The sequence below is a fragment of the Streptomyces sp. NPDC058401 genome (assembly GCF_042722885.1).
GTDB lineage: Bacteria > Actinomycetota > Actinomycetes > Streptomycetales > Streptomycetaceae > Streptomyces.
This window is the reverse complement of the sequence record NZ_JBHXKA010000189.1, coordinates 1-11644: the sequence shown is the minus strand read 5'-3', so window position 1 is coordinate 11644 and position 11644 is coordinate 1. Positions and strand designations below refer to the sequence as shown.

Genomic DNA, 11644 nt, shown 5'->3' with positions numbered 1-11644 from the left:
AGGGGGTCCGGGCGCAGCCCGGGGCCCCGCTTTCAGCCCGTCCGGCGTTTGAGGACCGGGTCCGGGCCGGCCCGGGGAACGGTGGAAGGGCGGGTCGGGGACAGCCGCGCGCAGCGCCCCCCGGGGCGGCCGCCCCGGGGATGGGCCCGCCAGGGCAGGGCTTCGCAGGCTGGCGGCTCGACTCGGGGCAAGGCCTCGTAGGGCGGGCCCGGGGTCACGGGGACCCCGATACCCTGTCCCCGTGGCAAAACCAGTCCGGATCCCGACCGCGAAAGTCGCCCTCTCCACCGCCTCCGTCTACCCGGAGTCCACGGCGACCGCCTTCGAGATCGCCGCACGCCTCGGCTACGACGGCGTCGAGGTGATGGTCTGGACGGACCCGGTCAGCCAGGACGTCGACGCCCTGCGCCGGCTTTCCGACCACCACCAGGTCCCGATCCTGGCCATCCACGCCCCCTGCCTCCTCATCACGCAGCGCGTGTGGTCCACCGACCCGTGGACCAAGCTCCAGCGCGCCCAGGCGGCAGCCGAGAAGCTCGGTGCGAGCACGGTGGTGGTGCACCCGCCGTTCCGGTGGCAGCGCCAGTACTCCCGCGACTTCGTGACCGGGATCTGGCGGATGGCGGACGAGACCGACGTCCGCTTCGCCGTCGAGAACATGTACCCCTGGCGCTACCGCGACCGCGAGATGCTCGCCTACGCGCCCGAGTGGGACGTCACCAAGGACGACTACCGCCACTTCACGGTCGACCTGTCGCACACCGCGACCGCCCGCACCGACGCCACCGCGATGATCGACCGGATGGGCGACCGCCTCGCCCACATCCACCTCGCCGACGGAAACGGTTCCGCGAAGGACGAGCACCTGGTCCCCGGCCGCGGCAGCCAGCCCTGCGCCGAGCTGCTGGAGCGGCTCGCCGCCACCTCCTTCGACGGGCACGTCGTCATCGAGGTCAACACCCGCCGCGCGATGTCCTCCGCCGAGCGCGAGGCCGACCTCGCCGAGGCCCTGGCCTTCACCCGCCTGCACCTCGCGACCGCCCCCGGCCCGGCATCCAGGACCCCGCACCCATGACCGAGTCCGTGCCGGACGGCGCCCCCGTGAAGCCGGCCAGGCCCCGCCGCGGCCCCGGCCGCCCCCGCCAGGACGAGGCCGACGACGGCCCCGGCACCCAGGAGCGCATCCGCCTGGCGGCCCGCGCCGAGTTCGCGGCGCGCGGCTACGACAAGACCTCCGTACGCGGGATCGCCAAGGCCGCCGGCGTGGACCCGGCCCTGGTGCACCACTACTTCGGCAGCAAGGACGAGCTCTTCGCCACCGCGATCGAGCTCAGCATGGAGCCCGCCCTGGTCCTGCCCGCGATCCTCGGTGCGGGCCCCGACGGCATCGGCGAGCGCCTGGCCCGCTATTTCCTCGGCGTCTGGGAGAACCCGGTCACCCGGACCCCGCTGCTCGCCGTCGTCCGCTCGGCCCTCACCCACGAGGCCGCCGCGAAGGTGCTGCGCCGGCTGATCCTGCACCGGCTGCTGGAGCGGATCGCGGCCGACCTCGACGTCCCCGACCCGACCTTCCGCGCCGAGCTCGCCGCCTCCCACATGGTCGGCATCGCGATCCTGCGCTACGTGGTCCAGGTCGAGCCCCTCGCGTCCGCGGACCCGGAGACGATCATCGCGCTGGTGGCCCCCACCCTCCAGCGCTACCTCACCGAGGAATGAGAACGGCCGGGGCCCGCCTCCCGGTAGCCTGCGCACCCGTGCCCATTTACTGAGCCGGCCGTCCCGGGATCCGGACAGCGCGTCCGGATCGCGGGCAGGGGGCGTAGCCTCGTAACCGAGCCATATCCACAGTCGCGGCAGACGCTCGCGTCACCGCACACACGGGGAGAGATCCGATGCCCGAGCTGAGGTCCCGCACCGTCACCCACGGCCGCAACATGGCAGGCGCACGTGCCCTGATGCGCGCCTCGGGCGTAGCGAGCGCGGACATCGGGAAGCCGATCATCGCGGTCGCCAACTCCTTCACGGAGTTCGTCCCCGGCCACACCCACCTGGCCCCCGTCGGCCGCATCGTCTCCGAGGCGATCCTGGCCGCCGGCGCCGTCCCCCGCGAGTTCAACACCATCGCGGTCGACGACGGCATCGCCATGGGCCACGGCGGCATGCTGTACTCGCTCCCCTCCCGCGACCTGATCGCGGACTCGGTCGAGTACATGGTCGAGGCGCACTGCGCCGACGCGCTGATCTGCATCTCCAACTGCGACAAGATCACCCCCGGCATGCTGATGGCCGCCATGCGCCTCAACATCCCGGTCGTCTTCGTCTCCGGCGGCCCGATGGAGGCCGGTCAGGCCACCCTCGTCGACGGCACCGTCCGCAAGCTCGACCTGATCGACGCGATGGTGGACGCCTCGAACGACAGCGTCTCCGACGAGGACGTCCTGCGGATCGAGGAGAACGCCTGTCCCACCTGCGGCAGCTGTTCGGGCATGTTCACCGCCAACTCGATGAACTGCCTCGCCGAGGCCATCGGCCTGGCCCTCCCCGGCAACGGCTCGGTCCTCGCGACGCACACCGCCCGCCGCGCCCTGTACGAGGACGCCGGCCGCACGATCGTCGAGATCACCAAGCGCTACTACGAGCAGGACGACGAGTCGGTCCTGCCCCGCAACATCGCGACCCGCCAGGCCTTCGAGAACGCCATGGCCCTCGACATCGCGATGGGCGGCTCCACGAACACGATCCTGCACCTCCTCGCCGCCGCGCAGGAGGCCGGGCTGGACTACGACCTCACGGACATCGACGAGATCTCCCGCCGGGTCCCGTGCCTCGCCAAGGTCGCGCCGAACGTGGCGCCCGGCGGCACGTACTACATGGAGGACATCCACCGGGCCGGCGGCATCCCCGCCCTCCTCGGCGAACTGCACCGCGGCGGCCTCCTCAACAAGGACGTCACCACGGTCCACTCCGCCAACCTGGAGGAGTGGCTCGCCAAGTGGGACGCCCGCTCCGGCACCGCCCCGGACGAGGTCATGGAGCTGTGGCACGCGGGCCCCGGCTGCCAGCGTTCCGCCTCCGCCTTCTCCCAGTCCGAGCGCTGGGACACCCTCGACCTCGACTCCGAGGGCGGCTGCATCCGTTCCGTCCAGCACGCCTACTCCAAGGACGGCGGCCTCGCCGTCCTGCGCGGCAACATCGCGGTCGACGGCTGCGTCGTGAAGACCGCCGGCGTCGACGAGTCGATCTGGACCTTCGAGGGCCCGGCCGTGGTCTGCGAATCGCAGGACGAGGCCGTCGACAAGATCCTCCGCAAGGAGATCAAGGCGGGCGACGTGGTCGTCATCCGCTACGAGGGCCCGCGCGGCGGTCCCGGCATGCAGGAGATGCTCTACCCGACGTCCTTCCTCAAGGGCCGCGGCCTCGGCAAGGTCTGCGCCCTGATCACGGACGGCCGCTTCTCCGGCGGCACCTCGGGCCTGTCCATCGGCCACGCCTCCCCGGAGGCGGCCTCGGGCGGCTCCATCGCGGTCGTGGAGGACGGCGACCGCATCCGCATCGACATCCCGAACCGCTCCATCGAGCTCCTGGTCGACGAGGCCACGCTGGCCGCCCGCCACGAGGCCCTGGGCGGCGTCTACGCCCCGAAGAACCGCGAGCGCAAGGTCTCCGCGGCCCTGCGCGCCTACGCGGCGATGGCCACCAGCGCCGACAAGGGCGCGGTCCGCGACGTCAGCCTCCTGGAGCGCTGACCCCGCAACCCGCCGGCCCCGGCCCCGTCCGACACCCTCGGACGGGGCCGTCCGCGTTCCGCCGCCGTCACCACCCCGCGGGATCCCCCGCCGCCACCGCGAACACGCTCCCGTCCGGCGCCGACGCGTACACCCGCCCGTCCCCGACGACGGGCGCGGGCAGACTCGCCGCGAAGGTGTCCTTCCCGGCGCCCATGCGGGGTCTGGTCTGGCCCAGCAGCTTCCCCCCGCGCGCGTCGACGGCGAGCAGCCGGCCGTCCGAGGCGCTGAGGTAGACCCGGCCGTCGGCGAACACGGGGCGGGAGGCCAGGGCGATGCCCGTCTCCAGCCGCCACTCCTGCTTCGCGGCGCCCATGGCGACGAGCGCGCCCGTGGCCCCGAAGACGTACACGACCCCGTCGGGCCCCACGGTCGCCTGAGCGTCGTACAGCGGCGACGCGAGCCGCACGCGCTGTACGGTGCGGGTCGCCAGGTCCACCCGTACGACTCCGGCCGTCTTGGCCGGCTCCTCGTCGTTCAGCAGGTACAGGCCGCCTTGAGCCGTGCCGACAGGCTGCAGCCGTCCCGTGGTGTGGACCTGCCAGCGCACGGTTCCGTCGGCCGGGTCCACGGCCGAGACCTGCGTCGAGGCCGCAGCACTGTCGGGCGTCGCCACGTAGAGCACGGCCTGGTCGGCCTGCTCCGCTCCGTGCCACCAGAGGGATCCCGGCCCGCCGATCCGCTTCGTCCACCGCGGGTTGCCGCTGGCCGGGTCCAGGCCGGTGACGCTTCCCTGCGCCGTCTCGATCAGCAGTACCCGCCCGCCTGCGGCCACCACCTGGGTGCCGCCCGGAAGCTTCCGCCGCCACTGCTCCGCGCCCGTCCGGGAGTCCAGCGCCTGGAGCAGCTCGCTGCCCGGCGCCACCGCGAGCACCAGGCCCGCCGCGTGGAGGAGCGCACCGCCGACCGCGGTCTTCGCGCCGTGCGCGGGAGGGCGGACCGTCCACAGCACGGAACCGTCCGCCGGGGAGAGCCGGGCGGCCGTCAGGCCGGACCCCGCGCAGTACAGGGCCGCGGATTCCCAGGAGCAGGACGCCGAGCGCTCGCCCAGGGCCACCGACCACGGGGCGGGGCCCTTCGCCGCCGGGGGCGGCGACCCCGTCTGCTGCGCGGTGAGCCGCTCGGCAGGTGCGCCGGGCGACCCGAACTCCAGGTACCCACCGGCCGCCCCGACGGCGAGCACCAGCCCGATCGCCGCCGCGAGGACCCGGGGCCTGACCCGCCGCCCGCGAGGGCGAGGCCGCGGGTGCGGGTGCGGGCCGACGGGGGCCTGCTCCCGCCGGTGCGTCGCCTCCTCGTCGGGCGCCGGCCGGCGCGGCTGCGGGATGAAGGCCTGCGTGTCCTGGTCCGTCGGGTATGCCACCGCCCGCAGCGCCACGATCAGCGCGTCCGCGCTCGGCCGCTCCGCCGGATCCTTGGCCAGGCACTGGGCGACCAGCGGCGCGAGCCGCTCGGGCAGGCCGGTCAGGTCGGGCTCGCTGTGCACCACCTGGTACGCCACGAGGTAGTGGCTGTCGGAGTCGAAGGGCCCCCGCCCGGTCGCCGCGTACACGAGCACCGCGCCCAGGGCGAACACATCGGCCGCGGTTCCCACTTCGCGAGGCCGCTGGAACTGCTCCGGCGCCATGAAGGGCGGGGTCCCGATCAGCTTGCCCGTCTCGGTGCGCAGATCGCTGTCGGCCGGCCGCGAGATCCCGAAGTCGATGACCCGCACCCCGTCGGGGTCCATCAGCACGTTGCTGGGCTTCAGGTCCCGGTGCACGACCCCCGCCCGGTGGATGTCACGCAGGGCCTCCGCGAGCCCGGCGGCGAGCCGCGCCAGTTCCCGGGCCTCCAGCACCTGCTCCCGTACCCGCTCGGAGAGCGTCGGGGCGTCGATGAACAGCGTGGCCATCCAAGGCCGTTCGGCATCGGGATCCGCGTCCACGACGGGCGCGGTGAACGCTCCGCTGACCCGACGCGCGGCCGCGACCTCCTGCCGGAACCGGGCCCGGAACTCCGGGTCCACGGCGTGCTGCGGATGCACGATCTTGACGGCGAGTTTCAGCCCCGACTCGGAGGTGGCCAGGTGGACGACGCCCATGCCGCCGGAACCGAGCACGGACTCAAGCCGGTACTGCCCGGCGTACTCCGGAAATCCCGCGTAATCCGCCCGCGCTGACCGCACCGCTCACCACCCCCGCCGGAGCCTAGTCGATGGTCCGTGCGAATCTCCAAGGTCCTGCTACCCTGCGCGAGTTGCGCAGGGCAACACACCCTAGGGGGGTCATTTCGCATGTCTGTTGAGAGCGATTCAAGCCAAGTCCAGAGCCTCACCTCGGGGTCGGGATTCCCGACGTTCCCCGTCGCCCCCGGCTACCGGGTGAACGTCCGCAGCGGCCCCGGCACCAATTACTCGATCATCGACACGCTCCCGACCGGCGCGTCCGTGTCGATCCGCTGCCAGTGCGAGGGGACGACCGTCACCGGCCCGTACGGCACCACGTCCATCTGGGACTGCATCGGGAACAGCCGCTTCGTCTCCGACGCCTACGTGAAGACGGGCAGCGACGGCTACGTCGCCACCCGCTGCGCCTGACCGCACGGAGGGGGAGAGAAATGATCAGTCGACGACGCATGCTCGGCCTCGGCAGCTCCGTGGTCGCGGCGGTTCCCGCGCTCGTGCTCGCGGGGGCGGGCGGGGCAGCCGCCGCCGGAGGAGGGTCGGGATTCCCGACGTTCCCGGTCGCCCCCGGCTACCAGGTGAACGTCCGCAGCGGCCCCGGCACCAATTACTCGGTCACCCGGGTCCTGCCGCTCGGCGCGTCCGTCGGTCTCCGCTGCCAGTGCGAGGGGACGACCGTCACCGGGCCGTACGGCACCACGTCCATCTGGGACAACATCGCCAATGGCGAGTTCATCTCCGACGCGTACGTGAAGACCGGCAGCGACGGTTACGTCACCAGCCGCTGCGGCTGAGACCCGCCCGCACCCATCCGGGTCCGCCACCCGGCCCGACCCGTGAGACACCCCGGGTCCTCCCTGCCCGGCGGGGGATAATCGCTGGTGTGAGCGACGACCAGCGAGACCAGACCCCCGCCGAGCCGGCCCCCGCCGAGCCCGCGTCCCCGGCGCAGCCCGTGGTGCCCACCGGCCCCGAGCCCGAGCCGATCCGGTTCTTCGGGACCACCTGGGTGAACCACGACGGCGGCTACGGTGCGCGCCGCGTCGGCGTGGCCCTCGGTGCGCTGGTCCTCGCGGTCGTGAGCGCCTTCCTGCTGCGGTTCTCCTACGAGGGCCTGGAGATCGGGAACGTCGGCGCCTTCCTCAGCATCTCGGTCGTGATCCTCTTCGCGATCGCCAGCTCCATCGCCTTCGCCAAGACCTGGGAGTCCTTCAGCCGCCGGCAGCCCCCGTCCTCCGACGAGACCGCCCTCAAGGGTCTGAAGGCGATCGGTTTCATCGGCAGCCTCATCGCGTACTTCCTGCGCTGCTTCGTCGAGGCCCCCGGCGAGAAGCTGCGCCGCACCGAGTACGAGCGCGCCTCGGTCGAGTTCGACCGCCGCCGCAGCTCCCGTACGGGCAACCCGGCCGCGCGCCGCCCCAAGCGCAAGAAGTAGCCCCGGCACCCACCCCAGCCTTGCGCCGGGGCACCGACGGGAGCATTATTCATCACATGATGAATAACCGAGCGGCCGCCGCCGTCCACGCCGACGGCCTCACCGTCCGCCGAGGCACCGGCCGCAGCCCCCGCACCGTCCTCGACGGCCTCTCCTTCGACGTCCCCCGCGGCCGCATCACCGGCCTCCTCGGCCCCTCCGGCTGCGGAAAGTCCACCCTGATGCGCGCCGTCGTCGGCACCCAGGCCCACGTCACCGGCACCCTCGACGTGCTCGGCCACCCCGCCGGCCACCCGGGACTGCGCTCCCGCATCGGCTACGTCACCCAGGCGCCCTCCGTCTACGACGACCTCACCGTCCGGCAGAACCTCGACTACTTCGCCGCGATCCTCGACCCCGGCCGAGCCGCCGCCGAACGCCGCCGCGAGACCGTCACCCGGGCCATCGCCGACGTCGACCTCACCACCCACGCCACCGCCCTCGCCGGAAACCTCTCCGGCGGCCAGCGCAGCAGGGTCTCCCTCGCCGTCGCCCTCCTCGGCAGCCCCGAGCTCCTCGTCCTCGACGAGCCGACCGTCGGCCTCGACCCGGTCCTGCGCCGCGACCTGTGGAACCTCTTCCACGAGATCACCACCACCCGCGGCGCCACCCTCCTCGTCTCCTCCCACGTCATGGACGAAGCCGAGCGCTGCCACGACCTCCTCCTCATGCGCGAGGGCCGCATCCTCGCCCAGGACACCCCCGAGGCCCTGCGCACCCGTACCCGCACCGACACCGTCGAAGAGGGCTTCCTCCACCTCGTCGACGCCGCCAACGCCGAAGCCGCCGCAGTCGCCGCAGCCCCCCACGGGAGCACCCGATGAGCACCGCCCGCACCCTCGCCACCGCCGCCCGCGTCCTGCGCCAGCTCCGCCACGACCCGCGCTCCATCGCGCTGATGCTGCTGGTCCCCGTACTGATGCTGGTCCTGCTCCGCTACGTCTTCGACGGCAGCCCGGGGACCTTCGACAGCATCGGCGCGTCCCTCCTCGGGATCTTCCCGCTCATCACGATGTTCCTGATCACCTCCATCGCGACCCTGCGCGAACGCACCTCCGGCACCCTCGAACGCCTCCTCGCCATGCCGCTCGGCAAGGGCGACCTCATCGCCGGCTACGCCCTCGCCTTCGGCGCCATGGCGGTCGTCCAGTCCCTGCTCGCCACCGGCGTCGCCCTCTGGGCCCTCGGCCTCGACGTCGTCGGCTCCCCGTGGCTGCTCCTGCTGGTCGCCCTCCTCGACGCCCTGCTCGGCACCGCGCTCGGCCTCTTCGTCTCCGCCTTCGCGGCCTCCGAGTTCCAGGCCGTCCAGTTCATGCCGGCGGTGATCTTCCCCCAGCTCCTGCTGTGCGGACTCTTCGCCGCCCGCGACACCATGCAGCCCGTCCTCGAAGCGATCTCGAACGTCCTGCCCATGTCCTACGCCGTCGACGGCATGAACCAGGTCCTCACCCACACCGACATGACCGCCGACTTCCTCCGCGACGCCGTCATCGTCGCCGGATGCGCCGTCCTGGTCCTCACCCTCGGCGCCGCCACCCTCCGCCGCCGCACGCCCTGACCGGAAGAACGGGGCCTGACCGCAGTCCGGACAGCCCGCCACCGCTCCCCGCCCGAGTGCAAGGATGAGGACGCAAACCATGCACGCACGCACGCATGCGTGCACGAACAGTTCGGCGAGGTGAATCGGGCATGACCCAGACAGTCGCAGTCCTCGGTACCGGCAAGATCGGCGAGGCCCTGCTCAGCGGGATGATCCGCGGCGGTTGGCCCGCCTCCAAGCTCCTCGTCACCGCCCGCCGCCCGGAACGCGCCGAGGAGCTCCGCACCCGCTACGGCGTCGAGGCCGTCACCAACGCCGAGGCCGCCAAGCGCGCCGACACCCTCATCCTCACCGTGAAGCCGCAGGACATGGGCAAGCTCCTCGAAGAGCTCGCCCCGCACGTCCCCGCGGACCGCCTGATCATCAGCGGCGCGGCCGGCATCCCGACCTCCTTCTTCGAGGAGCGCCTCGCCCAGGGCACCCCCGTCGTCCGCGTCATGACGAACACCCCCGCCCTCGTCGACGAGGCCATGTCCGTCATCTCGGCCGGCAGCCACGCCACCGCCGCGCACCTCGCGCACACCGAGGAGATCTTCGGCGGCGTCGGCAAGACCCTGCGCGTCCCGGAATCCCAGCAGGACGCGGCCACCGCCCTCTCCGGCTCCGGCCCCGCCTACTTCTACTACCTCGTCGAGGCCATGACCGACGCGGGCATCCTCCTCGGACTGCCCCGCGCCCAGGCCCACGACCTCATCGTCCAGGCCGCCGTCGGCGCCGCCGTCATGCTCCGCGACAGCGGCGAACACCCGGTCAAGCTCCGCGAGGCCGTCACCTCCCCGGCCGGCACCACCATCAACGCGATCGTGGAGCTGGAGAAGCACGGCGTACGGGCGGCCCTGATCGCCGCCCTCGAAGCGGCCCGCGACCGCAGCCGCGAACTCGCCTCCGGCAACAGCTGACACCGGCCCACCGCTACGGGGCTGCGCACGCAGCCCCGTACCGGCCGGGCCCCCACCGTTCAGGGCTCCAGCAGCCCGATGGCCCGGTACGCCGCGTCGACCACGGGCCGCGCCATCGCCCGGGCCCGCCCGGCCCCCGCGCGCAGCACCGCCTCGACCGTCCCCGGATCGGCCGCCAGCTCCGCGTGCCGTACGCGGACCGGCCGCAGCAGTTCCACGACGGCGTCGGCCACGTCCCGCTTGAGCGCCCCGTACCCGGTGTACCCGTCGGCGAGCGCGGCCGGGTCGCCCCCGGTGCAGGCGGCGAGGATGTCCAGCAGGTTCGCGACCCCGGGACGAGCGGCCGGATCGTAGACGACCCCGCCGTCCCCGATCTCCCCGCTGTCGGTGACGGCCCGCATCACCTTCTTCCGCACCGCCTCGGGCTCGTCGAGGATGAACACCACCCCGGGCCCCGCGTCCCCCGACTTCCCCATCTTCGACCGCGGGTCCTGCAGGTCCATGACCCGCGCCGCCACCACCGGATGCGTGGCCCTGGGCACGGTGAAGGTGTACCCGTACCGCTGGTTGAACCGCTCCGCCAGATCCCGGGTCAGCTCCACGTGCTGCCGCTGGTCCTCGCCGACGGGCACCTCCCCGGTCCGGTACGCCAAAATATCGGCGGCCATCAGCACGGGATAGGTGAGCAGCGACAGCCGCACCCCGTCCCCCGAGGCCTGCGCCTTCGCCGATTTCTCCTTGTACTGCACCATCCGGCGCAGCTCCCCGTCCGAAGCCGTGCACTCCAGCAGGTAGGAGAGCCGGGCGTGCTCGTCCACGTGGCTCTGCACGAACAGCGTGCACTTCTCGGGAGTCAGCCCGGCGGCGAGCAGCAGGGTCGCCGCCTGCCGACTGAGCCGGCGCACCCGGGCCGGATCGTGCTCGACGGTCAGGGCGTGCAGATCGACCACGCAGAACAGCGCCTCGTCGGGCTCCTGGTCGGCGGCGACCCACTGCCGTACGGCCCCCAGGTAGTTCCCCAGCGTCAGATGCCCCGTCGGCTTGACCCCGCTGAAGATCCTCGTCATGTCCCTGCTCCCTGCTCGTGTCGGTGTGGGCTTCGACGCCACCGCGTCGGGCGACCGAGCCACTCCCGGGAGGGGAGAAACAGAAACGGCCGCCGTGATCGGCGGCCGTCGAGCGCGTGCGTGCTCGCGTGGATGGTCGGCCGCCGTCAGGCGGCCCACCAACGGAGGTCGAGCGTGAGCGCACGCGTAGTCATGGGGGAGAGGCTAGACCCTGAGGGGTGAGGAGGGCGTCAGGTTTGTCCGCTCCGCGGGGCGGGTCAGCCTGGGGTTGACACACCTGTCCCGGATCCGTAAGGTTCTTCGAGTTGTCCGAAGTGAGCGCCGACCCCGGTCGGTCCCCGGTCAGCCATCCCGCACTACACATTCGAACGCGCGACTCACTTTGTCGTCCCGTTTTCATGCGTATTTGCGAATGAGGAATCCGCGTCCACGGACGCAGTCGCCGATTAGGTTCGGGGGCAAGGAATCCGCTACTGTCTCACTCGTCGCAAGGGCCCAACAGCCCGAACGGCAAACCCCGTTGACTGGGAGTCAGGCCCGAAAGGATCTGATAGAGTCGAACTCGCCGGAAAGGGAAAACGCGAAAGCGAATGACCCGGAAGGCGGAAAACAAGCGAGACAGACTCTGATAGAGTCTGAAACGCAAGAACAGAAC

11 protein-coding genes are annotated in these 11644 nt (G+C 72.3%); 9 read left to right on the top strand and 2 right to left on the bottom strand.

Going from position 1 to position 11644, the window contains the following annotated elements:
• Positions 1–241: 241 nt before the first annotated feature.
• From ACFWNV_RS37045 to ilvD, 3 genes are all read left to right on the top strand, one after another.
• A complete protein-coding gene (locus ACFWNV_RS37045; RefSeq protein ID WP_383955873.1) occupies positions 242–1075 on the top strand; it encodes a sugar phosphate isomerase/epimerase family protein in 834 nt (277 codons plus the stop codon).
• Positions 1072–1716 (top strand): TetR family transcriptional regulator, encoded by a 645-nt coding sequence (locus tag ACFWNV_RS37040; protein WP_383955870.1) that lies wholly within the window; start codon positions 1072–1074, stop codon positions 1714–1716. Before ACFWNV_RS37045 ends, ACFWNV_RS37040 begins: the two co-directional genes overlap by 4 nt.
• Positions 1717–1892: 176 nt before the next feature.
• Positions 1893–3746, top strand: coding sequence for a dihydroxy-acid dehydratase (gene ilvD / locus ACFWNV_RS37035; RefSeq protein WP_383955867.1), 1854 nt, complete (start codon positions 1893–1895; stop codon positions 3744–3746).
• Between the two features lie 67 nt (positions 3747–3813).
• Here ilvD and ACFWNV_RS37030 read toward each other — a convergent pair whose 3' ends face one another.
• Positions 3814–5952, bottom strand: a complete 2139-nt coding sequence (locus ACFWNV_RS37030; protein ID WP_383955864.1) for a serine/threonine-protein kinase — start codon at positions 5950–5952, stop codon at positions 3814–3816.
• A gap of 108 nt (positions 5953–6060) precedes the next feature.
• Between ACFWNV_RS37030 and ACFWNV_RS37025 the strand changes: the two genes are divergently transcribed.
• The 6 genes from ACFWNV_RS37025 to proC all read left to right on the top strand — a co-directional run bounded on the left by ACFWNV_RS37025 (position 6061) and on the right by proC (position 9922).
• Positions 6061–6363 (top strand): SH3 domain-containing protein, encoded by a 303-nt coding sequence (locus ACFWNV_RS37025; RefSeq protein ID WP_383955861.1) that lies wholly within the window; start codon positions 6061–6063, stop codon positions 6361–6363.
• Between the two features lie 20 nt (positions 6364–6383).
• Complete coding sequence (locus ACFWNV_RS37020) at positions 6384–6743, top strand: hypothetical protein (protein ID WP_383955859.1); 360 nt, start codon at positions 6384–6386, stop codon at positions 6741–6743.
• 89 nt (positions 6744–6832) lie between these two features.
• Complete coding sequence (locus tag ACFWNV_RS37015) at positions 6833–7384, top strand: hypothetical protein (RefSeq protein ID WP_383955856.1); 552 nt, start codon at positions 6833–6835, stop codon at positions 7382–7384.
• Between the two features lie 56 nt (positions 7385–7440).
• Positions 7441–8247 (top strand): ABC transporter ATP-binding protein, encoded by an 807-nt coding sequence (locus tag ACFWNV_RS37010; RefSeq protein WP_383955853.1) that lies wholly within the window; start codon positions 7441–7443, stop codon positions 8245–8247.
• Positions 8244–8981, top strand: coding sequence for an ABC transporter permease (locus ACFWNV_RS37005; RefSeq protein ID WP_383955850.1), 738 nt, complete (start codon positions 8244–8246; stop codon positions 8979–8981). The genes ACFWNV_RS37010 and ACFWNV_RS37005 overlap by 4 nt, the downstream gene beginning before the upstream one ends.
• A 131-nt stretch (positions 8982–9112) precedes the next feature.
• Positions 9113–9922 (top strand): pyrroline-5-carboxylate reductase, encoded by an 810-nt coding sequence (proC, locus tag ACFWNV_RS37000; RefSeq protein WP_383955847.1) that lies wholly within the window; start codon positions 9113–9115, stop codon positions 9920–9922.
• Between the two features lie 59 nt (positions 9923–9981).
• On the opposite strand, the gene trpS is transcribed toward proC, so the two are convergent.
• Positions 9982–10989, bottom strand: a complete 1008-nt coding sequence (trpS, locus tag ACFWNV_RS36995) for a tryptophan--tRNA ligase (protein WP_383955844.1) — start codon at positions 10987–10989, stop codon at positions 9982–9984.
• Positions 10990–11644: the final 655 nt, after the last annotated feature.